The sequence below is a fragment of the Corallococcus sp. CA049B genome, from assembly GCF_003611685.1.
In the GTDB taxonomy this organism is placed as follows: Bacteria; Myxococcota; Myxococcia; order Myxococcales; family Myxococcaceae; genus Corallococcus; species Corallococcus coralloides.
Map to the genome: position 1 here is coordinate 1 of NZ_RAWC01000132.1, position 24,846 is coordinate 24,846.

General features: G+C 70.6%; 21 protein-coding genes. 12 read left to right on the top strand and 9 right to left on the bottom strand.

Going from position 1 to position 24,846, the window contains the following annotated elements:
* Positions 1-677, top strand: a 677-nt coding sequence (locus D7W82_RS25205) for a SagB family peptide dehydrogenase (protein ID WP_120620791.1), incomplete at its 5' end; no start/stop codon positions are given.
* Between the two features lie 18 nt (positions 678-695).
* Here the strand turns inward: D7W82_RS25205 and D7W82_RS25210 are convergent.
* Genes D7W82_RS25210 through cysD form a run of 6 tightly spaced genes read right to left on the bottom strand, consistent with a single transcriptional unit; the run spans position 696 to position 9,804 of the window.
* Positions 696-1,109: a BMA_0021/BMA_0022 family TOMM bacteriocin gene (locus tag D7W82_RS25210; protein ID WP_158617723.1), complete on the bottom strand. Its 414-nt coding sequence runs from the start codon at positions 1,107-1,109 to the stop codon at positions 696-698.
* Position 1,110: 1 nt separating this feature from the next.
* On the bottom strand, positions 1,111-5,202 hold the full coding sequence (locus tag D7W82_RS25215) for a TOMM system kinase/cyclase fusion protein (RefSeq protein ID WP_233587919.1): 4,092 nt from the start codon (positions 5,200-5,202) through the stop codon (positions 1,111-1,113).
* Between the two features lie 8 nt (positions 5,203-5,210).
* Positions 5,211-7,004: an FHA domain-containing protein gene (locus D7W82_RS25220; protein ID WP_120620794.1), complete on the bottom strand. Its 1,794-nt coding sequence runs from the start codon at positions 7,002-7,004 to the stop codon at positions 5,211-5,213.
* 58 nt (positions 7,005-7,062) lie between these two features.
* Positions 7,063-7,623 (bottom strand): adenylyl-sulfate kinase, encoded by a 561-nt coding sequence (gene cysC / locus D7W82_RS25225; RefSeq protein ID WP_120620808.1) that lies wholly within the window; start codon positions 7,621-7,623, stop codon positions 7,063-7,065.
* A 10-nt stretch (positions 7,624-7,633) separates the two neighbouring features.
* A complete protein-coding gene (locus D7W82_RS25230; protein WP_120620795.1) occupies positions 7,634-8,899 on the bottom strand; it encodes a sulfate adenylyltransferase subunit 1 in 1,266 nt (421 codons plus the stop codon).
* Positions 8,899-9,804: a sulfate adenylyltransferase subunit CysD gene (gene cysD, locus D7W82_RS25235; RefSeq protein ID WP_120620796.1), complete on the bottom strand. Its 906-nt coding sequence runs from the start codon at positions 9,802-9,804 to the stop codon at positions 8,899-8,901. Before cysD ends, D7W82_RS25230 begins: the two co-directional genes overlap by 1 nt.
* Positions 9,805-10,039: 235 nt before the next feature.
* On the opposite strand from cysD, the gene D7W82_RS25240 reads away from it, so the two are divergent.
* Positions 10,040-10,816: a thioesterase II family protein gene (locus D7W82_RS25240; RefSeq protein ID WP_120620797.1), complete on the top strand. Its 777-nt coding sequence runs from the start codon at positions 10,040-10,042 to the stop codon at positions 10,814-10,816.
* On the opposite strand, the gene D7W82_RS25245 is transcribed toward D7W82_RS25240, so the two are convergent.
* Complete coding sequence (locus D7W82_RS25245) at positions 10,813-11,595, bottom strand: 4'-phosphopantetheinyl transferase superfamily protein (RefSeq protein WP_120620798.1); 783 nt, start codon at positions 11,593-11,595, stop codon at positions 10,813-10,815. The genes D7W82_RS25240 and D7W82_RS25245 overlap by 4 nt on opposite strands.
* A gap of 102 nt (positions 11,596-11,697) precedes the next feature.
* Here D7W82_RS25245 and D7W82_RS42395 point away from each other — a divergent pair, with 102 nt between their 5' ends.
* The 10 genes from D7W82_RS42395 (at position 11,698) to uraH (ending at position 22,170) form a co-directional block, all read left to right on the top strand.
* Positions 11,698-12,906, top strand: coding sequence for a phosphatase domain-containing protein (locus D7W82_RS42395; RefSeq protein ID WP_120620799.1), 1,209 nt, complete (start codon positions 11,698-11,700; stop codon positions 12,904-12,906).
* A 195-nt stretch (positions 12,907-13,101) separates the two neighbouring features.
* Complete coding sequence (locus D7W82_RS25255) at positions 13,102-14,355, top strand: glycosyltransferase family 2 protein (RefSeq protein WP_120620800.1); 1,254 nt, start codon at positions 13,102-13,104, stop codon at positions 14,353-14,355.
* Positions 14,352-15,452, top strand: a complete 1,101-nt coding sequence (locus D7W82_RS25260) for a hypothetical protein (protein WP_120620801.1) — start codon at positions 14,352-14,354, stop codon at positions 15,450-15,452. The genes D7W82_RS25255 and D7W82_RS25260 overlap by 4 nt, the downstream gene beginning before the upstream one ends.
* A 32-nt stretch (positions 15,453-15,484) precedes the next feature.
* Positions 15,485-16,612, top strand: coding sequence for a hypothetical protein (locus tag D7W82_RS25265; RefSeq protein WP_120620802.1), 1,128 nt, complete (start codon positions 15,485-15,487; stop codon positions 16,610-16,612).
* A complete protein-coding gene (locus D7W82_RS25270) occupies positions 16,609-17,397 on the top strand; it encodes a hypothetical protein (protein ID WP_233587920.1) in 789 nt (262 codons plus the stop codon). The genes D7W82_RS25265 and D7W82_RS25270 overlap by 4 nt, the downstream gene beginning before the upstream one ends.
* An 87-nt stretch (positions 17,398-17,484) precedes the next feature.
* Positions 17,485-18,927, top strand: a complete 1,443-nt coding sequence (locus tag D7W82_RS25275; RefSeq protein WP_120620803.1) for an FAD/NAD(P)-binding protein — start codon at positions 17,485-17,487, stop codon at positions 18,925-18,927.
* Entirely contained in the window at positions 18,924-20,273 is a 1,350-nt protein-coding gene (gene allB, locus D7W82_RS25280) for an allantoinase AllB (protein ID WP_120620804.1), read from the top strand. The genes D7W82_RS25275 and allB overlap by 4 nt, the downstream gene beginning before the upstream one ends.
* Positions 20,274-20,300: 27 nt before the next feature.
* The gene (gene alc, locus D7W82_RS25285) at positions 20,301-21,323 is read left to right on the top strand and encodes an allantoicase (RefSeq protein ID WP_120620805.1); all 1,023 of its coding nucleotides are present in this window, start codon (positions 20,301-20,303) and stop codon (positions 21,321-21,323) included.
* Positions 21,320-21,832: a 2-oxo-4-hydroxy-4-carboxy-5-ureidoimidazoline decarboxylase gene (gene uraD / locus D7W82_RS25290; RefSeq protein ID WP_120620806.1), complete on the top strand. Its 513-nt coding sequence runs from the start codon at positions 21,320-21,322 to the stop codon at positions 21,830-21,832. The genes alc and uraD overlap by 4 nt, the downstream gene beginning before the upstream one ends.
* Positions 21,829-22,170, top strand: coding sequence for a hydroxyisourate hydrolase (uraH, locus tag D7W82_RS25295; RefSeq protein ID WP_014397447.1), 342 nt, complete (start codon positions 21,829-21,831; stop codon positions 22,168-22,170). The genes uraD and uraH overlap by 4 nt, the downstream gene beginning before the upstream one ends.
* 7 nt (positions 22,171-22,177) lie before the next feature.
* Here the strand turns inward: uraH and D7W82_RS25300 are convergent, their stop codons facing one another.
* Together D7W82_RS25300 and D7W82_RS25305 are read right to left on the bottom strand one after the other, a co-directional pair.
* On the bottom strand, positions 22,178-23,791 hold the full coding sequence (locus D7W82_RS25300; RefSeq protein WP_120620807.1) for a Rieske 2Fe-2S domain-containing protein: 1,614 nt from the start codon (positions 23,789-23,791) through the stop codon (positions 22,178-22,180).
* A gap of 248 nt (positions 23,792-24,039) precedes the next feature.
* Positions 24,040-24,846, bottom strand: an 807-nt coding sequence (locus D7W82_RS25305) for a carbohydrate-binding protein (protein ID WP_120620810.1), incomplete at its 5' end; no start/stop codon positions are given.

Sequence of the window (24,846 nt, forward strand, 5' to 3'; positions counted from 1 at the left end):
CCCTCAAGCCCACCGTGACCGAGGAGGTCGTGGAGCTGTACCGGCCGGACCTGGAGGCGCTGCGCGCGGGCGGCGACCGCTCCTTCACGGAGGTGCTGGAGGCCCGCCGCAGCCTGCGAGGCCGGGGCGCCGCACCGCTCACCGTGAAGCAGCTGGGCGAGCTGCTCTACCGCGCCGCGCGCGTGCGCGACGTGCGCACCACGCAGGACGGCGAAATCACCGACCGGCCCTACCCGGGCGCGGGCGCGGTGTACGCGCTGGAGCTCTACCCCATGGTGGGCGAGTGCCAGGGCCTGGCCCCGGGCGCCTACCACTACGATCCGCTGGGCCACCGGCTGGAGAAGCTGAGCGGCCCCACGCCGGAGTTCCACGCGCTGTTGGATGAAGCCCGCGCACCGGCGGAGCCCTTCGAGCGGCCGGAGGTGTTGATGGTGGTGGCCGCGCGCGTGCCCCGGCTCGCGTGGAAGTACGAGACGCTGGCGTACTCGCTGGTGCTGCAGGACACGGGAGCGCTGGTGCAGACGCTCTACCTGGTGTCCACCGCGATGGGGCTGCGGCCCTACGCGCTGGGCCGGAGCGATCCGGACTTCTTCCAGCGCGTGGCGGGCGTGGACGGCTTCGGCGAGGCCAGCGTGGGCGCCTTCGCGGTGTCGGGAGGCGAGCCTCCGGACCGCTGAAGCGCCCTTCGCGGCGCTTCAGCAGCAGGGGCTGCCGCAGCAGTGCGAGCGGCCGTGGGTGTCGGTGAGGCTGGAGAGCGCCACGGCGTGGTCCGCCACGTCGGCGGGCTTCTTCGGCAGGTGCAGCTCCACCTCCGCGCTGTTCACCTTCCAGGTCCCGTCCGTCGCCGCGTCCTTCACGCTGGAGGGGACGACCTTCAGGTGGATGCTGGCGGGAAGGTCGAAGTCGAAGCGCTTCTTGAGCGCCTGGCGGGGGTCCTTCTGGAGGGCCGCCTCGAACTCGGGCTCCTTCCACGCCAGCGCGACGGCGCGCATCCACACGGCCTGCCAGTCATTCACCGAGGCCTTGCCCTCCGGGCCCCGCGTGGGCTTGCGCGCCACCGGACGGGCACGTGCGGGCGCGGCCTTCGACTCCGGCTTCTTCTTGCTCATGTCAGCGTTCTCCTCCCAGCGCATCCAACAACGCGCGGGCCTCCGAGACGGGCGGTGTCCCCCATCCTTCGGAGAACGTACTGTAGACCGTTTGCAGCCGTTGCCGGGCTTCTTCCTGTCGCCCGGATGCCTGGAGCACCCGCGCCAGGGCGGTGACGGCCTGCAGCTCCCGCATCCGCGCGCCCTGTGCGTGTGCCACCTCCGCCGCCTGCCGGAAGCACGTCTCCGCGGAGAGTGCAGTGTTTCCATCCCGCTGCAGCAGCACCCGGCCCTTGACGTGAAGCATCTTGGACTCGTGGTAGGCCTCGCCCAGGGCCTCCGCGCGCTGCCGGCCGCGCTCCACGGAGGCGAGCGCCGCCTCCACGTGGCCCAGCTCCAGCTCCAGCTCCGCGAGCATGGCGTAGTACGCCGGCTGGTCCATCTCCGTGCCGAAGGCCTCGCGCAGCGCGATGCCGCGCCGCATCGCCTCCAGGTCCTTCACGGCCCAGGCGCGCAGGATGCCCACGTAGGCGGCCTGCTCCAGCAGGCCGTAGCGGTGGGACAGCTCCGTGTGCTGGGCGATGAGCTGGAGCGCCTCCGTCCGGTCGCCGTGCTCCTGGGCAATCAGCAGCAGGTAGATGAACGACAGGCCGATGCTGGTGCCGTGGTTCAGCTCGCGGCCCCACGCCACCGCGGCCTCGCCGTGCGCCTTCGCCTGGTCCGGGAAGCCCAGGAGCCACTTCCCCCGGCACAGCACGGACTCGCCGCCCACGCGCGTGTCCTGGCCGTAGAGGATGCGGTGCATCCGGTGCGCGACCGGGTCGAACAGCGCCAGGCACCGGTCCGCCTTCGCCTTCGCCTCCCCCAGGCGGCCTTCCAGCAGCTCGATGTTGGAGAGGATGGTGAGCGCCACCGCCTCCTGGCCCGCGTCCCCGCTTCGCTGTGCCAGCGCGACCAGCCTGTCCAGCAGTCCGCGCACCCGGCGCTGATCACCTCCCAGGTGGTAGAAGATGGAGAGGACCCACAGCGTCGGGGCCGCGTAGGGGCTCTCCCCCACCGTGAAGAGCAGCTCCAGCGAGCGCTCGGCCACGTCGCGCAGGTCCTGGGAGCGCCAGCCCTGCGTGGACATCAGCGCCGGTGCGAGCACGCCGTTGAGGCTCAGCTCCAGCTGCGCGCGCTCCAACGGGTCGTCGATGGCGTCCAGCCACGACAGGCCCAGCCGGGCGAAGAGGATGGCCTCCAGGTAGGCGGAGCGCACCAGCGCGGCGAACGCGGCCTTCTGCGCGTAGAGGATGGCCTTGCGCTTCAGGTTCGCGGCGGCCCAGTGGTGCGCGAGCAGATCCGGCCGCGACTCCACCTGCTCCTGGAAGTGCGCCTCCATCGCCTCCGCCGTCTTCGCGTGCATCTGCTGGCGGTACCGCTTGAGCATGGAGTCGTAGGCCGCGTCCCGCACCAGCGCGTGCTTGAAGAGGTACACGGGCCCCTTCGGCCGGCGCTTGCGGTGCAAGAGCCCCGAGCCCACCAGCCGCTCCAGGTCCGCCTCCAGCGCCTCGGGCGTCAGGGGGCTCACGTGGCGCAACAGCTCATGCGTCAGCTCGCGGCCCAGCACGGAGGCGATCTGCGCGGTCTCCTTGGCGCGGCCCAGCCGGTCCAGGCGGGCGACGAGCAAGTCCCGCAGCGTGCCCGGCACCGCGGGGCCCGCCTTGCTGGCCTCCAACGCGAAGCGGCCCTCGCGCTCCACCAGCGCGCCGGACTCGCGCAGCGTGCGCACCAGCTCCTCCACGAACAGCGGGATGCCGTCCGTGCGCGTGGCGATCTCCTCCAGCGCCTCTGGCGAGAGCGGGCCTCCCGCGGCGGCGGTGGCCAGCCGCTCCACCTCCGCGCGAGCCAGCGCGCCCAGCTGCACCTGCGTCACCGCCGACGCGGCCCAGGGCGGCTCCAGCTCCGGCCGCGCGCTGAACAGGGCGAGCAGGCGCGACGAGGACACCTCCTCCACCAGCGCCTTGAGCAGCTCCAGCGTGGAAGGGTCCGCCCAGTGCAGGTCCTCCAGCGCCAGCACCACGGGCTGCCGCTCCGCCATCGCGGCGAGGAACGCGAGCAGCGCGTTGCGCGTGAGCTCCCGGTGCTTCAAGGGCGACACGTCCAGCGGGGCCCAGCGCTCCGGCGGCAGCGGCAGGGACAAGAGCGACGCGAACAGGGGCAGCGTCTCCGGCAGCTCGAAGCTGTAGCCGGACAGGAGCGCCTCCAGGCCCGTGAGCCGGCCCTCCGGCGGCAGGTCGCGGTTCGGGTCCAGCATCCGCGTGAGCAGGTCCACCACGGGGGCATACGCCTGGCCGGAGCTGTCCTCCGTGCAGCGGGCCTCCAGCCACGTGTGGGGCTCCGCGCCCAGCCGGTCCCCCAGCTCGCGCATGAGGCGCGACTTGCCGATGCCCGGCTCGCCCGAAATCAGCACCACCTGCCCCTGCCCCGAGCGCGCCTGCTCCCAGCGCGACAGCACCAGGTCCAGCTCGCGCGAGCGGCCCACCAGCGACAGCGCGTCGTCGGCGCCGCTCCACGTCGCGTCCGCGCCCTGGAGCACGAACGTCTCCAGGCCCGGGGGCAACAGCTCGCTCGGCGACGCGGGCACGGGCTCCAACGGGAAGTGCTTGCGCACCAGCTGCTGCGTGTCGCCCGTGAGGAGGATGGCGCCCGAAGGCGCGGAGGTGGACAGCCGGAAGGCCAGCTTCGGCGTGGTGCCCACCACGAAGCCCAGGCCGGAGAGCGTGGGATCCCGCTGCTCGCGCGACACCACCAGGCCCGTGTGCAGACCCACGCGGATCTCCACCCGCGTGCCGCGCTCGGCCTCGATGGCACGGCCGCGCCGCTTCACCTCCGCCACCATGTCCAGCGCCGCCTGCGCCGCGCGCCGCGCGTCGTCCTCCCGCGCCGCCGGATAGCCGAAGTAGAAGAGGACGATGTCGCCCAGCGCGCTGGCGATGTGGCCGTTGTAGCGCCGGGCGATCTCGATGCAGACCTCCTGCTGGGCGCCCAGCACGTGATCCAGCTCCTCGATGTCCACCGGCCCCGGCGCCGTCTGCGTGGCGGACAGCGTGCAGCACACCACCGTCAGCTGGCGGCGCTCGCCCTCCGCCCACCGGCGCGAGCGCGTGGACAGGGCGTTGGGCGTGCGGCTGGACACCTCCACCGTCGCCGTCTCGGCGTTGGGGGCCGCGGGCTGGATGCGCACGGGCGCGGGCCGGCGCGGCAGGTTGGACACGTCCACCGCCTCCAGTTGGCGCAGCAGCACCTCCGCGGACACGGTGCGCTGGGACGGGTCCTTCGCGGTGACGCGCTGGAGCAGCTTGCCCAGCGGGTGCGCGGCGATGGCCGGCGGGATGGGCACCGGCTCCGAGGAGAGCTGCTGGAAGATGACCTCCGCGACGGTGGCGCCCTCGAAGATGCGGCGACCGGTGAGGCACTCCAGGAACACCAGCCCCCACGCGTACAGGTCCGAGCGCGGCGTGGGCGCCTGCCCGCGAAGCTGCTCCGGCGCCGCGTATGACGGCGTGCCCAGCGATTCATTGGTGGACGTGATGCGCGGCTGCGCCTCCGTGCGCGACAACTCGTCCGTCACGGAGCCGATGCCGAAGTCCAGCACCAGCGCGTTGCGCCGGGCGCCGGTGGGCACGACCATGATGTTCGCGGGCTTCAGGTCGCGGTGCACCACGTTCTGCGCGTGCGCGCACGCCAGCGCGTCCAGCAGCTGGAGCATCAGGTGGCGCGCCTCCACCGGATCCAGCACGCCCTCCTCCGCGAGCACCTGCGCCAGGTTCTTCCCCGGCACGAACTCGAAGATGGAGTAGACGGCGCCGCCCTGCGCGCGGCCTGAATCGATGAGCCGCACGATGTTCGGGTGGTGCATCTGCGCGCACAGCTTCATCTCGCGCTCGAAGCGCGCGCTGCGGCGCTCCACCGACTCCGGCGTCGCGCCGTCCGTCAGGCGCAGGAGCTTCACCGCCACGTTCTGGCCGGTGGTCACCTGGCGGGCCTTGTAGACGCGGCCGAAGCCGCCCTCGCCCAACTCCGACAGGAGCTCGTACCGGCCCTGGAAGGCTTCCAACAGCTGGGGATCCATGGGGTTCTTCATCGCGCTCCCGAGCCTCGCTCCATTGATGACCGTCCCCCCCGCCTGGGCAGGGTGATGACGAACTCCGTGAACTCACCTTGCACCGTCTCCATGCGGAACGTGCCCTGGTGGCCCTGCACGATGATGTCATGGCTGAGTGACAGCCCCAGCCCCGTCCCCTGCCCCGGCGGCTTCGTGGTGAAGAAGGGGTCGAAGATTCTTCCCGCACTCTCCGCGGGGACGCCCGGCCCGTTGTCGCGCAGCCGGACCTCCACCCCCTCCGGACGCGCGAGGGTGCGAACCTTGAGCACCGGCACGTACGTGGCCCCCTGCGTCTGGCGCTTCTGACGCATGGCGTAGAGCGCGTTGTCCACGACGTTGATGATGACGCGGCCCACGTCCGCGCGGCTCAGCTCCAGGCGCCCCACGGCCGGGTCGTACTCAGACTCCAGGCGGACGGACAGGGGCTCGCCCCGCATGCCGCCCTGCCCCAGCGCGACGCTCTCCGCGACCAGCGCGTTCAGCTCCACCGGTTCGCGCGGACCGGGCGAGCGGCGCGCGTGCTGGAGCATGTTCTGGATGAGCGCGTCCGCGCGGCGGCCGTGCTCGTTGATCTTCCGCACGTTGGTGCGCAGGCACGCGAGCGCCTCATCCACGTCGCGCACGGAGTCCGCCGTCAGCCGCTCGCGCTGCGGCTCCAGCACGCCGGCCAGGTCCTCGGTGAGGCCCACGGAGAGGCCGGCGAAGTTGCTGATGAAGTTGAGCGGGTTGCGCAGCTCGTGCGCCATGCCGCCCACCAGCGCCGCGAGCGAGGCCAGCTTCGCGTCCATGATGAGCTGCATGCGCTGCACCGTCTCCTGCTCGATGCGGCGGTAGAGCCGCGCGTTCTCCAGCGCGAGCGCCGCCTGCCCCGCGAACGCGACGAGGAAGTCCAGGTCGTCCTCGGAGAAGCTCTTGGGCGTGGAGACGTTGTCCACGTAGAGCACGCCCAGCACCTCGTCGCGGGGCTTGAGCGGCACGCACATGGAGGCGCGGATGGAGCTGAAGATGACGGACTCCGCGGCGCCCAGGCGCGGATCATTCACCGCGTCGGAGAAGAGCGCCGCCACGCTCCGGCGCAGCACGAAGTCCACGATGTTCTGGCTGTAGATGGGCCCGCGCACGGCCGTGCCCTCGGCCGTCTTCGTCACGCGCGGCTCCAGCTTCCCGGTGTCCTCGTCCACCAGCAGGATGGCGCCCCGCTCCACGTGGAGGATTTGAAACGCCAGGTCCAGCACCCTGCCGGGCAGCGCCTCCAGGTCGTCCGTGACGGACAAGAGCTTCGCCACCTCCTGGAGGATGCGCATCCGCTCGCGGGCGCGCGTGGCCGTGTTGGGGGCCTCCGCCGCGGACTTCTCCGAGCCGGACACCGCCTGCACCAGCGTCTTCAGCGGCACGCGGGTGAGCGCGCGCGTGAGCTGGGGGCGGGGCTCGTCGGCTGCGCCGGATGCCGGGCCGGAGCCGGGCGGGCCCGCGGGCGCGGCCGGTGGCGCTTCGTGGGTGAGCAGGAAGACGAGCTCGCCCAAGGTCAGCGTGTCGCCGGGGCGCAGCTCCTTGCGGCGGATCTGCACGCCGTTGACGAACGTGCCGTTCTTGCTCTGCAGGTCGGTGACGAAGAAGCGACCGTCGGAGGGCTCGATGCGGGCGTGCTGGCGCGACAGGCTGCGGTGGGGGATGCAGATGCCCTGGTCGTCCGCGCGGCCAATGGTGATGGGCGCGTCCCCCAGCGGGTAGGACAGCTCATCCGGCTGCCCTGGGTTGTAGACGAGCATCGGCACGGCTTGAGACCCCCTCCCGGGTCCCAAGCCTAGCCGAAAAGCGATGGCCGGCTCAGGCGGCGCTCGCGGCCGGAGCCAGGAGCCCCCGGTCGCGCAGCGTGTCGAGGATGCGCTCCACCCCCGCCTCCACCGTCTCCGCGTCGGAGCGGACGGTGATTTCCGGGGACTCGGGCGGCTCGTACGGGTCCGACACGCCGGTGAAGTGGGGAATCTCCCCGGCCAGGGCCTTCTTGTAGAGCCCCTTCACGTCGCGGGCGATGAGCGCGTCCAGGCTGGCCTGGACGTAGCACTCCAGGAACGGGATGCCGGCCTGGGTGGCCAGGGCGCGCACCTCGTCCCGGGAGCTCTTGTACGGGGAAATCGCGGCGGTGATGACGCCCACCTCGTGCCTGGCCAGCACGCGCGCCACGTAGCCGATGCGCCGGACGTTCTCCTCGCGGTCCGCGCGGCTGAAGCCCAGGCCGCGGGAGAGGTACGTGCGCACCTCGTCCCCGTCCAGCAGCTCCACGCGCTGCACGGGCGACAGCTGCCGCGCCACCGCGGTGGACAGCGTGCTCTTGCCCGCGCCGGACATGCCAGTGAACCAGAGGATGAAGCCCGGACGCTGTTGCATCGCCATTCCCCTACCTGTCCACGGCGGGGCCGTTGATCATCCCCGCGCCCACGGTGGCGTTGGTGCCTTCGTCCACGAGGATGAAGCTGCCCGTGCTGCGGTTGCGCCGGTACTCGTCGAAGAAGAGCGGCACCGTCGTGCGCAGCGTCACCCGGCCCACCTCGTTGAGCTTCAAGCCGGAGCTCTGCTCGTCGCGGTGCAGGGTGTTGACGTCCAGCCGGTAGTGCAGCTGCTTCACCATGGCGCGCGCCATGCGGGTGGTGTGCTTGATGGCCAGCCGGGAGCCGCTGTTGAGCTGCGTGGAGTCCGACAGCCAGCACACCATCGCGTCGATGTCCTGGCTCGCGGTGGGCGGGTTGCCCGGGCGGCACAGCATGTCGCCGCGGCTGATGTCCAGCTCCTCCTCCAGCGACACGTTCACCGACATGGGCGGGAACGCTTCCTTCAGCGGCTTGCCGGCCAGCTCCAGCGCCTTGATGCGCGTGGTGAAGCCGGACGGCATCACCATCACCTCGTCGCCAACGCGCATCACTCCGCCCAGGAGCTGGCCGGAGTACGCGCGGTAGTCGTGGAACTTCTTCGCGGACGCCGGCCGGATGACGCCCTGCACGGGGAAGCGCAGGTGGATGAGATCCCGGTCGGACGCGATGTGCACGTTCTCCAGGTGGTGCAGGAGCGTGGGGCCCTGGTACCAGGGCATCTTCTCCGAGCGCGTCACCACGTTGTCCCCGCCCAGCGCGGAGATGGGGATGAACGACAGGTCGGACACGTCCAGCTTCATGGAGAACTGGCGGAACTCCTCCCGGATGCGGTCGAACACGCCCTGGTCGTAGTCCACCAGGTCCATCTTGTTCACGCACAGCACCAGGTGCGGCACGCGCAACAGCGACGCGATGAACGCGTGGCGCCGCGTCTGCTCCAGCACGCCCTTGCGCGCGTCCACCAGGATGAGCGCCAGGTCCGCCGTGGACGCGCCCGTCACCATGTTGCGCGTGTACTGCAGGTGTCCGGGGGTGTCCGCGATGATGAACTTGCGCTTCGCCGTGGAGAAGTAGCGGTACGCCACGTCGATGGTGATGCCCTGCTCGCGCTCGGCCTTCAGGCCGTCCAAGAGCAGCGCCAGGTTGACGTACTCGTCACCCCGGGCGTGGCTCGTGCGCTCCACCGCGGCGAGCTGGTCCTCGAGGATGGACTTCGTGTCGTACAACAGCCGCCCGATGAGGGTGCTCTTGCCGTCATCCACGGAGCCCGCGGTCGCGAATCTCAGCAGTTCCACTAGAAGTATCCCTCGCGCTTGCGGTCTTCCATCGCCGTCTCAGAGAACTTGTCGTCCGCGCGGCTGGCGCCACGCTCCGTCACGCGGGAGGCCGTCACCTCGTCGATGACCTGCTCCACGGTGGACGCGGTGGACGGCACGCACGCGGTGCACGTCATGTCGCCCACGGTGCGGAAGCGCACCGTCTCCGTCGTCACCGTCTCGCCGGGCATCATGGCCATGAAGGGCGACCAGGCCATCAGCATCCCGTCCCGGCGGAACACCTCGCGCCGGTGCGTGTAGTAGATGGACGGCAGCGCCACGTTCTCCCGGCCGATGTACTGCCAGATGTCCAGCTCGGTCCAGTTGGACAGGGGGAACACGCGCAGGTGCTCACCGCGGCGGTGGCGGCCGTTGTAGAGCGCCCACAATTCCGGCCGCTGGTTCTTCGGATCCCACTGGCCGAACTCGTCGCGGAAGGAATACACGCGCTCCTTCGCGCGGGCCTTCTCCTCGTCACGCCGGGCGCCGCCGAAGACGGCGTTGAAGCCGTTCTTCTCGATGGCCTCCAGCAGGGGCTGGGTCTGCAGGCGGTTGCGGGACGCGCGAGGCCCCTTCTCCTCCGTGACCTTGCCCGCGTCGATGGCCTCCTGCACGGACGCGACGATGAGCCGCGCGCCCAGCTCCGCCACCCGTTCATCGCGATACTGGATGACCTCCGGGAAGTTGTGCCCCGTGTCCACGTGCATCAGCGGAAACGGCAGCGGTGCGGGCCAGAAGGCCTTCACCGCCAGGTGCAACATCACCGCGGAGTCCTTCCCACCGGAGAAGAGCAGCACCGGCCGGTCCAGCTCCGCCGCGACTTCCCGGATGATGAAGATGGACTCGGCTTCCAGCGCCTCAAGATGTGAAAGCTCGTAGCTCACGGACAGGCAAGCTACCACAACCCGTCCCACGCCCAACCGTGGCCCTGAAGGTTTCCGCTTCCGCGAGCGTGAGACACGGCGGATGTGACATGCCGGAGGGGGCGGTGAAACATCGCCGGAGGACCTGCTGGGAGGGATGTTTCACGGCCCTACTCCCGGTGCGTGCCATGGGCTCCCACCCGCCGTGCGAGAGGGGATTTTCGCGCGGGGTGCGCATGGTATAGACGGCCGCGCCATGGCAAGCGCATCCCCTCCCGTCCTCGACCGTTGGTTCCCGTCCCGCAAGCCGCTCCCGGAGCCGCGCCTGCGCCTGTTCTGCCTGCCCTTCGCCGGCGGGAGCGCGGCCATCTACCAGCCCTGGAGCATGGCGCTGCCCACGGGCGTGGAGCTGTGCGCGGTGCAGCTGCCCGGGCGCGAGCGGCGCCTGATGGAGCCGGCGATGAAGTCCCTGCCGGCGCTGATGGACGTGCTGATGCCGGCGCTGACGCCGCTGATGGACCGGCCCTTCGCGCTGTTCGGCTACAGCATGGGGGCGCGCATCGGCCTGGAGGTGGCCCGGACGCTGAAGCGCCAGGGCGGCCCGAAGCCGCTGGGCTTCATCGCCGCGGCGGCGCCTCCGCCGTCGCACAACGACCGGGAGCCCATCCACACACTGGATGATCCGGGCTTCATCGCGAAGCTGCGCGAGTACGACGGCACGCCGGAGGAGGTCCTCCAGCACAAGGAGCTCCTGGAGCTCATCCTCCCCACGCTGCGCGCGGACTTCGCGCTGGCCTGGTCGGAGAACGGCAAGGACACGGCCCCGCTGGACATCCCGCTGTCCGTGTACGCGGGCAAGGGGGACAAGCACGTGGGGCTGGACACGATGGAGCACTGGCGCGAGGAGTCCACCGCCGACGTGCGCATCCGCCACTTCGAGGGCGGCCACTTCTTCATCCGCACGCACGGGCCGCCGGTGCTGGCCGCCGTGCGCGAGGACCTGACGCGCTGGATGACGGCCGCGCAGGGTTAGGCCGTCTTGATGACCGGGGCCATGTCCCCGGACAGCGGCACGGTGTGCTGCCAGCGCACCGTGAGCGCCCCGCCCCGGGGCCTGCGGAAGGCCACCGCCGCCTGATGCCGGGCGGACGGCTTGTGCTGCATGAACTGCCACACGTCCGGCAGGTCGTTCATCCGGGGGTCGAAGCTGATGCGGGGCATCTGCTCCGGCACCAGGTCGAAGCCGAACTGATCCAACGGCAGGGACAGGCCCGCGCCGCGCGCCTTGATGTAGGCCTCCTTCAGGGTCCAGTACTCGAAGAAGCGCTCGCGCTGGCGCTCCTTGGGCAGCGAGCGCAGGGCCTGCACCTCCGTCTTCGCGAAGTAGTTGTCGGCGATCTCCACCGTCTCACCCGGCCGCTCCGCGTCCTCGATGTCCGCGCCCAGGTCCACGTCCCGGCCCACCGCGACCAGGGCCATGCCGTCCGTGTGGCTCAGGTTGAAGCGCAGCCACTGGCCCTCGGGACCGACGATGGCGGGCCGGCCGTACTCGTTGGGGACGAAGCGCCAGGCCTCCGGCGCGACGGGCGCGTAGCGCGACAGCGTCAGCCGCACCAGCGCGTGGGATACCAGGTACTGCCGCTGGTGCCGCTCGAAGTGGAAGCGCCGCTGCCGCTCGCGCTCGCTCGGGTCCAACAGGGCCTTGTAGGCCTCCAGGAGGCGCGGGTCGTCGATGCGCTCGGGTTCGACGATCCACACGTGGACCTCGTCGGGGCGCAGGTCGAGGGGCGTGGAGGAAGAGGACACCGTCATGCCGCGCAGGCAATCAGGAACCGCCGCGCCTGTCACGGGGGCTGGTCCGGCCGCTCGGCGGGCGCGTAGGCTTCGCGGCCCTACCCCCAGGGGGAGAAACGCATGGACCTGACCACCGCGACGACGAAGCTCCAGGCGCTGCGCCGGGACATGACGGGCCACACGGACCGGAGCGACGAGCGCCGCATCCTGGACCTGCTGGAAGGCGCCACCCGCGAGGAGCTGAACTTCCTCCTGTCCAACGTGGACCTGGTGCGCCTGCTGTCGGACCTGGATGACCGGCTGGTGGGCCCGAAGCACCACACGGAGCTGCTGGACCTGCTGTGCACGCGCCGGGCGGCGGAGCTGTCCCTGCCGGTGCGCGCGTCGCTGGCCACCGCGCTCCAGAAGGGCGCCACGCACGCCCAGGCGGAAGCGCGGCTGCGCGACCTGTTCCTGGGGCTGAAGGGCCGCGAGCTGACCGGGTTCAAGAACCTGCTGGAGGCGGGCGGCGAGTACCACGACCTGCACAAGCTGGTGTTCGACGACGTGGACGACGTGGTGGTGCGCGCGGAGCTGCTCACCCACTTCCAGCGCGAGGCGGACGCCTTCCCCAGCGGCGAGAACAAGGTCCTGAGCGACATCGACGACACGTTCTTCGCCAACTGGGTGGACAAGCGCTACCCGCCGAAGACGGTGTACCCGGGCGTGCTCGCGTTCTACCAGGAGCTGGACCGGGGGCCGGGCATCATCCCGGGCCGCGCGGGCGACCTCGTCTTCGTGAGCGCGCGCCCGCAGGATCCGCTGGGCCTCATCGAGAACGCGACGCTGGAGTCTTTGAGCAAGCGCGGCGTGCCGCTGGCGGTGATGCTCTCCGGCAGCTTCTTCTACCTCGTGGGCAACACGCGCATCGCGCAGAAGAAGTTCGAGAACTTCGAACAGTACGCGCGCCTCTTCCCCGAGTACGGCTTCGTCTTCGTGGGCGACAGCGGCCAGGGCGACGTGGAGTTCGGCGCCCGCATGCGCGAGTCCCTGCCCCAGGCGGTGCGCGCCGTGTTCATCCACGACGTGGTGGCGACGCCGCCGGAGCAGCGCGACGCCTGGCGCGCGAAGCACGTCTTCTTCTTCGACACCTACGTGGGCGCCGCGGTGGACGCGTTCCACGCGGGCGTCATCTCCCGCGACGGCGTGGACCGCATCGCCGCCGCCGCGACCGAATCGCTGGCGGCCATCTCCTTCTCCTCCCCGGCCCTGCGTCAGGCGCGGGAGGCGGAGCTGGAGCGTGACCTGGCCCTGGCTCGGGCCCTGCCGCGCATGCAGCCCGCGGTCTGAGCCCGCGCTGAAGGCTGAGCGCCGACCGGTTTCCATCACCGGGCGGCCCACCGGTCCCGGACAGTTGGCGGGACGTACGAAGCACCCCAACCTTCCGTGCGCTTCACAGGGGTGGAGCGGCCGTCTGGGGACGGAAGGAAGGGCTCCGGGAGGTTCCCGGGGCCCTTCCGGGGCGTGAGGGGGCGCGCGGGACCGATGGAACTGTTTCCCATCCATTTGCTGTTCATCGTCGTCTTGATGAACCGCTACATCCTCGGCCCGTTCCTGCGGCGGCTGAAGGGGCGCCGGTTCGAGCGGGTGGATGACACCTACCGCCCCAGGGTCGCCATCGTCATTCCGTTGTTCAACGAAGGCCAGGGCATCTACCACACGGTCAAGGCGCTGCTGGACCAGGACTATCCCAGCGAGCTGCTGGAGATCATCGTCGTGGATGACTGCTCGCGCGACGACAGCTTCGCGTGGGCCACCAAGGCCGCGGAGGGCCACCCCAACGTCCGGGTGATGCGCAACCCGGAGAACATGGGCAAGCGCAAGGGCATCAACCGGGGCGTCCGCGCCGCGGAGGACGCGGAGATCATCGTCTCCGTGGACTCGGACGTGGTGGTGGAGAAGAGCGCCGTGCGCCAGCTCATCCGCCGCTTCGTGCACCCCAACGTCGCCGCGGTGGGCGGGCGCACCTTCGTCAGCAACCGCCACCAGAACTGGCTGACGCGGATGATTGAGATCAAGTTCCACTTCGCCCAGAAGTGGCTGAAGGACCTGGAGCGCTCGTTCCGCCAGGTGATGTGCCTGTCCGGCTGCCTGACGGCGTATCGCCGCTCGGTGCTGCTGGAGCTGGAGCCCATCCTGGAGTCGCGCGCCATCGCGGGCATCCCCATCAAGTACGGCGAGGACCGCTTCCTCACGCGGCAGATCGTCAAGCACGACTACGAGACGGTCTACACGCTGGACGCGTTCTGCTTCACCGCCGCGCCCTCCACGCTCGCGGGCTACTTCAGCCAGCAGCTGCGCTGGCGGCGCTCCAACCTGGTGGACCTCATCTGCGGCCTGTCGCACGCGTGGCGGCTGCACCCGGTCATCACCGTGCACTACGTGTCGCAGCTGGCGCTGCTGCTGTCGTACCCGGTGGTCATCGTCCACAACCTGCTCAACGGCGAGTTCTGGGACATCCTCGCGTTCCACTTCCTGGTGATTGGCCTCTTGGGCTTCATCTACCGGATGGAGACGCGCTACCTGCCAGAGGACCGGCGCGTGCATCCCGTGAGCTTCCTGCCCATGGCGCTGCTCATGCCGGTGACGTACGCGCTCTTCACGCCGCTGGCGCTGCTGACGCTCGACTCCGGGAGCTGGGAGACGCGCGGCAGTCCCACGACGGCGCCGGCGCCCTCCCCCGTCCCCACCCCCGCGAAGCTCACGTCCAACTCCGCAGGCGAGGGAACCCCGTCATGAATCAGCAGGTCGCCAACCGGCTCAACTCCATCGCGGTGTCCGCCTACAAGTTCATGGGCTCGGTGCTGCTGGCGCTGATCCTCCTGGGCCTGTTGTCGTTCCTCGCGGTGCAGGGCTTCTTCCTGACGAGCACCAGCTGGGCGGCGCCCACCATCCTGTCGCCCACCGACCCCAACGTGCTGGCGCTCAATTCACAGGCGGCGCAGCAGGAGTCGGAGCGGGACGGGCTGATGGCCCGGCGGCGCGAGGCGGAGGACAAGCTCCTGGAGGCCGAGCGGACCGCGGCCGCGGAGCGGTCCTTCCAGCAGCGCTTCGTGGTGGCGCTGAAGGGCGAAAAGCGCGCTCGGGATCGGCTGGCGAAGCGGCTGTCCGCGCTGCGCCAGGAGTACCTGCGCACGGGCGAGGAGATCGCCGAGTCCAACCGCGCGTTCAGCGGCCTGGCCCGCACGCGGACGAACGCGCTCTACGGCGCGAAGCTGATGGAGCGCGAGGACGTGCTCACCACCAACCACCACCTGGCGCAGATGGCGCAGAGCAACCTGTCCCTGGCGCAGGAGACGGTGGACCTGGACATGCGCCTGGACACGCTCCGGCGCGAGAGCGAAGGGCTCACCGCCGCGGAGAACGGCCTGGGCCGCGACGCCGCCGCCGAGGGCCTGACGACGGACACGCTGCTCTTGGAGCGTGAATACACGCAGTCGGTGCTGGCGCTGGCCCGGGCGGACGCGCAGCGCAAGAGCCTGGAGGCGGACGTGCGCGCGCTGGAAGACCGGATCCGCCGCTTCGACCACCTGCTCCAGGTGGTGCACGCCTCGCCGTACCTCAAGGCGCTGGAGCAGAACCTCAACGTGGCCTTCGTGCCCTACGAGAACCTGCCCAACGCCCAGGCCGGCACCCCGCTCTACACCTGCGCGCTCAAGATCTTCTGGTGCCGCGAGGTGGGCGTGGTGGGGCCCGTGCTGGAGGGCGAGGTCTCCCAGCAGCACCCCATCCGCCAGTACCACTTGCGAGGCGTGATGGTGGAACTCCAGCTTCGGGACGCGCCGAGCGCGCGCGAGCCTCTGCTTCACCTGGGCCATCCCCCGTTGATGCTGTGAACCCCGTCGTGAAATCGGAAAGGAAGCGGAGGATGCGGACGGACCTCGCGAGGGGAGCCCTGCTGGGGCTCGGGTTGTGGGCGGGCGTGGCACCGGCGGAAGAAGCGGGGACGGTGCGCGCTCGGGGAGACCTCGCGAAGGGCTACTGCGAACGCGTGCGCGGCACCGCGAAGGCGGAGGCCGTGCTGGAGCTGGCGCCAGAGGTGTTCGCCAGCGTGGGCGCGGTGAACGCGGGCGACGCGGCGGGAGGCTCGGACGAAACGCCCCTGGGCGCTCCGAAGCTGCGCGTCACCGCTGGGCTGGGCTACGACTTCGTGGGCCTCTACCGGGGCCACACGCTGCGCTCGCGCGCGGAGGCCGAGTGCCGCCGCTACCAGGCGCTCGCCGCGCTCCAGAGCGCCGTGGAGCAGGGCTCGCGGCTGGGGGAGGCGGCGGCGCTGGACGCCCGCGCCCGGGCGCTGGCCACCTCCCTGCCCCGCGCGGAGGAGCTGGTGGCCCAGCTGCGCGACGACCTGCGCGACGGCGGCGCGACGCTGGAGGAGCTCAACGCGGTGCAGGTGCGGTTGGATCACCTGCGCTCGCTCGCGCGAGACACCGCCCAGGCCCGCGAACGGCTGGCGCTCGAACCCGCGCTGCCGGAAGGGCAGACCTTGAGCGCGCTGCTCAGCGCCTTCGAGGCCGCGGATGATCAAGTCGAGGTCCTGTCCGGCGGACTGCGCACGGCGGGCGCGTGGCGCCTGAGCGTGCGCGGCGGCTACGACGAGGTCTTCGACGTGGACCAGAGCACGCCTCTCTTCGGCCAGCTCACGCTGGGCTACAACCTGGGTCAGCCGTGGCAGGGCCGGGCCAATGCCCAGGCCCGCGAGGGCCGCCGGCTGGAGTCGCGCGACGCGGTGGACGGAGCGCCCCGGCGGGTGCGCCAGCTCCTGGGCGAACTGCGCATCACCGAGCAGAGCGAGCAGCAGCGGCTGGGCGAGGTGTCCGCGCTGGTGTCGGACCTCCAGGGCCAGCTGCGCGAGGTGGAGCAATTGCAGACGCGGCAGGTGCGCCGCTTCCGGGACTACCTGCTGCTGGAGCTGGCGCGGCTCCAGGCGGAGCAGGCCTACCTGGGCGCGCACCTGGAGACCCTCCGGACGATCCTGGGAGGAACGGGCTCATGAGCGACGCACGGCAGCGGCGGTGGGTGGCGCTCGGGACGTCGGGCGTGTTGATGCTGTGGGCGGGCGGACTGCTCTTGAGCCACGGCGCCTGCAACAGCGCGAGGAAGCCCATGGACTCCCCCGTGTCCTCCAGCAAGCGCGCGCTGCGCTCGGACCCACCGCCCACGAAGAACGGACTGGCCCCCGTCACGCGGCGGCAGCTGCACGTCACCGAAGGCCAGGTCGTGAACCTCCAGGAGGAGGACGACGACCCGGACGGGACGCGGTTCACCATCGAGGGGCCGCGTCAGCGCGCGGTCGTCCCGGAGACGACGGGAGACGAGGCGGAGCTGCGCTTCACCTGGCTGGGCGCCACCACCGAGGTGCTTCCGCTGGCGTCCGGCCGACAGCGCGAACAGGTGGGCCTCAAGCTGCGCGCCCGGGATGGCTGCAACCTCATCTACGCCATGTGGCGCATCGCGCCCTCCGCGGGCATCGTGGTCCAGTTCAAGTCCAACCCGGACGACCACGAGAGCGGCGAGTGCGGCAACGCGGGCTACACCACCGTGCGGCCGCGCTTCATGGAGCCGTTGGACAGGCTGTCCCCCGGTGAGTCCCACGTGCTGCGCGCCCGCATCGACGCGAACGTGCTGACCGTGTACGCGGACGGCATGCGCGTCTGGGAGGGCTTGCTGCCCGCGGACGCGCTCCGCCTGGAAGGCCCCGCCGGGATGCGCACGGACAACGCCCACGTGCGCTTCGAGCTGCTCGTGCCCCAGGCGGCCGGTCCCACCTCACACCTCTGAAACGGCCGTCCGGAACCGGCCCGACGCGGCGAATGCCTGGGGGGCCCCCTTGCGTGGAGATTCCGGGCATGGGTTGCTTGAGGCACGATGCCCGACCGCGACCCGCTGGCTTCGACGTATCGTCCACCGCAGGGCCTGGAGGCGTTGGAAGACGCCCTCCGCCGCGACCTGGACATCCTGTCGTACCCCGCCCGCGGCTGGGTGCCCCCCCGCTCCACGCCAGACGGACGTCCCATCCTGGACGTGCTCATCGTGGGCGGAGGCCAGAGCGGGCTGGGCGCCGCGTTCGGGCTGATGCGCGAGCGGGTGACGAACGTGCTCGTGCTGGACGATGGGAAGGACGGCTTCCACGGGCCCTGGAAGACGTTCGCGCGGATGATCACCCTGCGCACGCCCAAGTACCTCACCGGTCCGGACTACAACATCCCCAACCTCTCCTTCCGCGCCTGGTACGAGGCGCAGCACGGAGCGGAGGGCTTCCAGCAGGTGGCCCTCATCCCGAAGGAGCTGTGGGCGGACTACCTCCTCTGGTACCGGCGCGTGCTGGGCATCCCGGTGAGGTGCGGCACCAAGGCGGGCGCGCTGCAATGGCGCAAGGACCTGGACTGCTTCGAGGTCCCCGCCGCGCACAACGGCGAGACGGAGTTCCTCCTCGCGCGCAAGGTGGTGCTGGCCACCGGCATCGACGGCTCCGGCCGCTGGGAGGCGCCGCCGGAGGTGCAGCCGCTGCCGCGCGCGCTGTGGGCGCACACGCATGACCCCATCGACTTCGCCGCGCTGAAGGGCAAGCGCGTGGGCGTGCTGGGCGCGGGGGCCTCCGCGTTCGACAACGCCTCCGTGGCGCTGGAGACGGGCGCGGGCCAGGTGGACCTCTTCTACCGCCGCAAGAAGCTGCCCAACGTGAACCCCTACCGCTGGGCGGAGTTCGCGGGCTTCCTGCGCCACCACGGCGACCTGCCGGACGCGCAGCGCTGGCGCTTCATCCGGCAGATCCTCGACATGGGCCAACTGCCCCCGCGCGACACCTTCGAGCGCGCCCGCCGCCACCCGCACTTCCACCTGCACGCGGAGAGCCCCTGGGTGGAGGTGAAGGCGCAGGACGGCATGGCCGTGGTGCGCACGCCGCACGCGACGCACGCGTTCGACTTCCTCATCATCGCGTCCGGCTTCACCACGGACCTGTCGCTGCGGCCGGAGCTCCAGGAGCTGCACCCGCACATCGCGCTGTGGAAGGACCGCTTCACGCCGCCGGAGAACGAACGGCACGCGGACCTGCTGCGCCACCCGTACCTGGGCCCCTCCTTCGAGTTCCAGGAGAAGCAGCCCGGCACCGCGCCATGGCTTACCGGCGTGTTCAACTACACCTTCGGGTGCCTGCTCTCGTTGGGCTTCGGCGGCGCCAGCATCTCCGGCATGAAGTACAGCCTGCCCCGCCTGGTGGGCGGCATCACGAAACAGCTCTACCTGGATGACAGCGAGCGCCACTTCCGCGCGCTCGCGGATTACGCGACGACGGAGTTCGAGACGTGAGTGCTTCGGGTGTGACGGTGTTTCGCGGTGAGCGCGTGGTGACGCCCGAAGGCACGCGCGCCGCGGCGGTGGTGGTGCGCGACGGGCGCATCGAAGGCATCCACGCGACGGTGGACGTGCCGAAGGACGCGCAGGTGGTGGAGCTGGGCCGGGACGCGCTGTTGCCCGGCATCGTGGACAGCCACGCGCACATCAACGAGCCCGGCCGCACGGACTGGGAGGGCTTCGCCACGGCGACGGCCGCGGCGGCGGCGGGCGGCATCACCACCGTGGTGGACATGCCGCTCAACTCCATCCCCGCCACCACGTCCCTGGCCGCGCTGCGCACCAAGGCGGAGGCCGCGTCCGGCCAGTGCGCCATCGACTACGGCCTGTGGGGCGGCGTCATCCCCGGCAACGCGAACGAGCTCCAGGCGATGGTCGACGCGGGGGCGCCGGGCTTCAAGTGCTTCCTCGTGCACTCGGGCGTGGACGAGTTCCCCGCCGCCACGCGCGACGTGCTGGACGCGGCCATGCCCCTCCTCGCGAAGGCGGGCGTGCCGCTGCTGGTCCACGCGGAGCTGACGGACCATGAGCCGCCCTTCGCGGGCGACGTGCGCGCGTACGCCAGCTACCTCGCGTCCCGTCCTGCCGCGTGGGAGGTGGACGCCATCCGGATGATGATCGACCTGTGCCGCAGGCACCGCGGCCCCGTGCACATCGTCCACCTGTCCGCGGCGGACGCGCTGGACGACATCGCGAAGGCGAAGGCGGAGGGGCTGCCCTTCACGGTGGAGACGTGCCCGCACTACCTCACCTTCACCGCGGAGGAGATCGAAGCCGGCGCCACCCACTTCAAGTGCGCCCCGCCCATCCGCGAGGCCGCCAACCGCGAGCGGCTGTGGGACGCGGTGAAGAGCGGCCTCATCGACCTGGTGGTGTCGGACCACTCGCCCTGCACGCCCGCGCTCAAGAAGCTGGAGGCCGGGGACTTCTCCGGCGCGTGGGGCGGCATCGCCGGGTTGCAGCTCAGCGTGTCCGCGGTGTGGACGGGCATGCGCGCGCACGGCCTGGGCCTGGACGCGCTGGTGGACCGCATGGCGCACCGCACCGCGAAGCTGGCCGGACTGTCGGGGCGCAAAGGAGCCATCCGGCCGGGGCTGGACGCGGACTTCGTCGTCTTCGCCCCGGAGGCGCGCTTCAAGGTGGCGCCGGAGGACATCCGCCACCGGCACCGGCTGACGCCCTACGCGGGCCGCGAGCTGGAAGGCCGGGTGATGAGGACATACCTGCGCGGCCAGCGTATCTTCGACGCCACCGAGGGACTGACGGGCCCGCGCATCGGCCAGTGGCTGCCGCGCGGATAGGCCCCGGCGGTCCGGGAGAGGACACCGATGCAAGCCGAAGCACCCGGGGCGATGCACGTCGCCTTCGCTGACTTGATTGACCTCGCCGCGCGCAAGGTGGGCGGCAAGGCCCTGCTGGCCAACGACGAGTTCTTCGCGCCCAAGGAGTCGATGCTGGAGCCCGGGCGCGGCGTCTTCATCGCGGACAAGTACACGGAGCGCGGCAAGTGGATGGACGGCTGGGAGACGCGCCGCAAGCGCGTGCCCGGCTACGACTGGTGCATCGTGAAGCTGGGCCTGCCCGGCGCCATCCACGGCATCGACGTGGACACCAACCACTTCCTCGGCAACTTCCCCGAGTACGCCTCCCTGGAAGCGTGCGAGGTGGACGGAGATCCGTCGCCCGAATCGCTGGCGGAGGACGTGTCGCGCTGGACGGAGTTGGTCCCCAAGCAGCGCCTGCGCGGCGGTTCGCGCAACCTCTTCGCGGTGGCGAACGAGCGGCGCTTCACGCACGTGCGCCTCAACATCTACCCGGACGGCGGCGTCGCGCGCCTGCGCGTGCACGGGCAGGTGCTGGCGGACTGGCACGCGCTCAAGAAGGCCGGGCTGGTGGACCTGGCGGCGGCGGCCAACGGCGGCTCCGTCGTCACGTGCAATGACCAATTCTTCGGCACCAAGGACAACCTCATCTTCCCGGGCCGCGCGGCGAACATGGGCGAGGGCTGGGAGACGCGCCGCAAGCGCGTGCCGGGCTTCGACTGGATCGTCGTGAAGCTGGCCACCGCGGGCACGCTGCGCCGCGCGGAGGTGGACACCCACTTCTTCAAGGGCAACTTCCCGGACCGCTGCTCGCTGGAGGGCATCCACCTGGAGGAGCCGCTGCTGGACTTCGCCAACGCGACGCACCTCCAGTGGAAGGAGCTGCTGCCCCAGTCGAAGCTCCAGGCGGACCACTGCCACGTCTTCGAGAAGGAGCTGAAGGACGTGGGCCCCATCACCCACGTGCGCCTCAACATCTTCCCGGACGGCGGCGTCAGCCGGCTGCGCCTCTTCGGGGAGCCGGCGTGACGACGCCGCTGGAGCGCCTGAACACCGCCACGACGGAGGAGGCCACCGAGGCCTTCACCCGCTGCTGCGGCAGCACGAAGTGGGTCCAGCGGATGCTGGCCGTCCGCCCGTTCCGCGACGCGGAGCACGTGTACGCGGAGGCCGTGGACGCCTGGGCGCGCACGGGGCCGGAGGACTGGAAGGAGGCCTTCACGCACCACCCGCGCATCGGCGACGTGTCGAAGCTGCGGGAGAAGTTCGCCTCCACCGCGCAGTGGTCCTCGCAGGAGCAGAAGGGCGTGGCCGGCGCGGACGAAGGCGTGTTGCAGGCGCTGGCCCAGGGCAACCGGGACTACGAGTCCCGCTACGGCTTCATCTTCCTCGTCTGCGCCACGGGCAGGAGCGCCGCGCAGATGCTGGACCTGCTCCAGGACCGCATGCACCACACCCCCGACGAGGAGCTGAAGATCGCGGCCGGGGAGCAGGCGAAGATCACCCGCATCCGACTGGAGAAGCTCCTCGCGTCATGAGCACCCTCAGCACGCATGTCCTGGACACGAGCACGGGCCGTCCCGCGGAGGGGCTCTCCCTCACGCTGGAGGCCCGCTCGGGCGAAGACTTCCGGGAGCTGTCCCGGGGCGTCACCAACGCGGACGGACGGGTGAAGGACCTGTCGGGCGCGAACACGAAGCTTCAGCCCGGCGTGTACCGCCTCACCTTCGACACCGGGGCCTGGTTCCAGGCTCGGGGGCAGCGGGGCTTCTACCCGTATGTGCAGGTCGTGTTCGAAGTGACCGCGACCGACGAGCACTACCACGTCCCGCTGCTCTTGAGCCCCTTCGGCTTCTCCACCTACCGGGGCAGCTGAAGAAGCATCAGACGCGCGGCGGTTCGACGGGCGCCTTGTCGCCGCCGCGCTCCACCTTCTCCGGCTTGTCCGCGACGGGCTCCGCGCAGAGCGTGGAGTTGTTCGACTTGCACACGCCGCCGTTCTGCAGGTCGAACTGCCAGCGGTGGCGCGGGCACACCACGTAGCGGCCCTCCTCCACCCAGCCCTCCGCCAGGTCCGCGCCCTGGTGCGGGCAGAAGCGCTGGATGGTGAAGCGCTTGCCGCCGGCCTCCACCACGGTGCGCTCCTTCTGGGCCTCCGTGGCGCGGATGCCTTCGCAGAACTCGCGGATGTCCTCCACCTCCACGCCCAGGAAGCCGTGCAGCACGGGCTCGTAGACGTCCGGGTTGCGGGACAGGCGCAGGCGGAAGGACAAGAGGAAGTCCTCCCAGTTCAGCTTCCGGTCCAGCACGCGCACGATGTCGCTCGCGCTCACCTTCATCGCGTAGCGGCTCTTGTCGCGCATCTCCGTCACCTCATCCACGCGGCGGGCCTTGAAGTCCACGCGCAACAGCCGCGTGGGCGCCTCCGTCAGCTCCACGTAGAAGGGCATGCCCACGCGATCATGCAGGTCCAACAGGTCCAGCTTGCGCTGCAGCTCCACGCGCAGGCGGCCGTGGATCTCATCCACCTCCTCGCGCATCAGGTTGCGGCGGCGCTCGCGGAAGACGTGGGCCATGTCCTTCGCGTACGTGTGGAGGTACTCCTGGAAGTTCTCCGTCGTCACGCGCTCCGGCACCCGCGACACGAACTCCAGCGAGCCCGCGTCCAGCACGTCCCCGGGCATGGGCTCCAGGTAGCGCGTGGGCAGCGTGGGCATGCGCTTCTCCAGGTAGGAGAAGAGCACGGGCGCGCGCGGGAAGATGTTCACGTCCTGGAAGTTCAGGTGGAAGAGCGCCGGGTCCAGGAAGGCCGCCGGGCCCGCCGCCGCGAGGTACGCGCGGGGCTGCACCACGTGCAACGCGCGCGCCACCGCCTCGAACTTGCTGTCGCGCTTCTTCAGGCTGATGGCCGAGTACTGCGCCTCCGGGTACTCGTAGCAGGTGGGGTGCCAGATGGCGCCGGAGAACTGGGCGGAGAAGACGTCGATGGGCCCCTCCTCCGCGATGACGCGCACCAGCCGATCATGCATCTTGCAGTCGTTGATGTTGAGGAAGCACTGCCCGTCGCCGCGCACCATCACGCTGGAGTCGCGGTTGGTGCCCTGCTCGGACACGAAGAGCTTGATGTAGCCGCCCTTGATGGGGATCTCGCGCGAGTCCTCGCACGCGATGACGCGCTTGCAGCCGTACTTCTCGAAGATGTCCCGCAGCTCCGAGCGGCGGAACTTGGGCACCAGCACGGTGAAGTCCCGCTTCGCGATGGTGGCCAGGAACTCCGGGTCGAAGTGATCCTTGTGCTCGTGGCTGATGTAGAGGAAGCGCTCCTTGCCCGGCGTCTCCAGCAGCTCCTTCACGCGCGGCGCCAGGTGGTGGTTGCGCGGCAGCTGCATCCACGCGGAGTCGAAGGCCCCCTGGGGCGTCATCCACGGATCCATGACGACGAGCGCTCCAGCGGTCTCCACCGCGAAGCCCGCATGACCCAGGAAGGTGATCCGCATGAACGTCGTCCCTCGAATGGAGGGCCGGCCGGGAGGACCGCGCCCTCAAGTGGATGTGCGCGGGCAGCCCATGGCCCCGGCGTCAGCTAGGCTGCGAAGCTAGGGCGTCTCTTTCCAGCGGCACCCCGGCGCGCCCCTCCTGTCGGAAAGCCCACGGACGCCACGTCAGGCCGCGAACAAAAAAAGAGGGAGGCCCGCGCTCGGCCCCCCTCTCCTGCTGACTTCAGGACGTGCGGCGTGCGGCCCGCCTAGGGCTGGATCTCCCGGACGCTCAGCCACTTGAAGTCCACGTCCGTGGCGTTGTCCCAGCGGAACGTGGCGATGGGGCCGCCCCAGCTGATCGGCATGGCGCCCACGGAGCCGCCGCAGTGCTGGGCGTCCCCGCCCCACTTCCCGTCGTCGGTCATGTCGTAGACCTTCTTCCAGGAAACCTTGTCCGCGTTGTCGTTGAGGTACAGCTCCAGCTTCACGGCTTCGCCGCCGTTCGCACCCGGCACGTTGTGCATGACGGCCTTGAAGCCCACCCAGCGGCCCTTCAGCGCGGAGGTGGCCGGCTTGTACGGCGCCTGATCGTAGGACACGTGCCAGGTCTCCTTCTCCCAGCGCACGCGGCCGTCGTAGTGCAGGCCGCCCTTGTAGCTGCTGCCCTCGCACCCTGAGTTGTTGTCGTTGTGCTTCCCGCCGCGCGCGTACCAGGCGAAGTTGTCCTGGTTGTTGTTCACCGCGTTGACCTTCACGAAGCCGGTCATCTCGATGTTCTTCCAGTCGTTGGCCGCCTGCATGTAGCCGCGGCTCGCCAGCAGGTCGCGGTCATACGTGGGGATCTGCTTCGCGTCGTAGCCGGAGGACGGGAAGGCGCTCATGCGCACCTTCGTGCTCTTCATCTTCCAGGAGCCGTCCGCGTTGCGCGTGATGGTGCCCTGCGGATCAAAGCGCTTGTCCGCCGTCGCGTTGTCGGCGAGCGCCCAGGACTCACCGCCCGGCAGCGAGGGGTACAGCATCGTCACGCCGAAGCCGTCCACGCCCGAAGGCGCGGGGGCCGGCGTGTCCTCCGG

Excerpts from the sequence above, each read along its gene's own strand:
- D7W82_RS25270 (WP_233587920.1), top strand. The coding sequence starts at position 16,609 with ATGAGCGACGCACGGCAGCGGCGGTGGGTGGCGCTCGGGACGTCGGGC.
- D7W82_RS25220 (WP_120620794.1), bottom strand. The coding sequence starts at position 7,004 with ATGCTCGTCTACAACCCAGGGCAGCCGGATGAGCTGTCCTACCCGCTG.
- alc (WP_120620805.1), top strand. The coding sequence starts at position 20,301 with ATGCAAGCCGAAGCACCCGGGGCGATGCACGTCGCCTTCGCTGACTTG.
- cysC (WP_120620808.1), bottom strand. The coding sequence starts at position 7,623 with ATGCAACAGCGTCCGGGCTTCATCCTCTGGTTCACTGGCATGTCCGGC.
- D7W82_RS25210 (WP_158617723.1), bottom strand. The coding sequence starts at position 1,109 with ATGAGCAAGAAGAAGCCGGAGTCGAAGGCCGCGCCCGCACGTGCCCGT.
- D7W82_RS25275 (WP_120620803.1), top strand. The coding sequence starts at position 17,485 with ATGCCCGACCGCGACCCGCTGGCTTCGACGTATCGTCCACCGCAGGGC.
- D7W82_RS25245 (WP_120620798.1), bottom strand. The coding sequence starts at position 11,595 with ATGACGGTGTCCTCTTCCTCCACGCCCCTCGACCTGCGCCCCGACGAG.
- D7W82_RS25215 (WP_233587919.1), bottom strand. The coding sequence starts at position 5,202 with ATGGATCCCCAGCTGTTGGAAGCCTTCCAGGGCCGGTACGAGCTCCTG.
- uraH (WP_014397447.1), top strand. The coding sequence starts at position 21,829 with ATGAGCACCCTCAGCACGCATGTCCTGGACACGAGCACGGGCCGTCCC.
- D7W82_RS25240 (WP_120620797.1), top strand. The coding sequence starts at position 10,040 with ATGGCAAGCGCATCCCCTCCCGTCCTCGACCGTTGGTTCCCGTCCCGC.
- D7W82_RS42395 (WP_120620799.1), top strand. The coding sequence starts at position 11,698 with ATGGACCTGACCACCGCGACGACGAAGCTCCAGGCGCTGCGCCGGGAC.
- D7W82_RS25300 (WP_120620807.1), bottom strand. The coding sequence starts at position 23,791 with ATGCGGATCACCTTCCTGGGTCATGCGGGCTTCGCGGTGGAGACCGCT.
- D7W82_RS25255 (WP_120620800.1), top strand. The coding sequence starts at position 13,102 with ATGGAACTGTTTCCCATCCATTTGCTGTTCATCGTCGTCTTGATGAAC.
- D7W82_RS25260 (WP_120620801.1), top strand. The coding sequence starts at position 14,352 with ATGAATCAGCAGGTCGCCAACCGGCTCAACTCCATCGCGGTGTCCGCC.
- D7W82_RS25265 (WP_120620802.1), top strand. The coding sequence starts at position 15,485 with ATGCGGACGGACCTCGCGAGGGGAGCCCTGCTGGGGCTCGGGTTGTGG.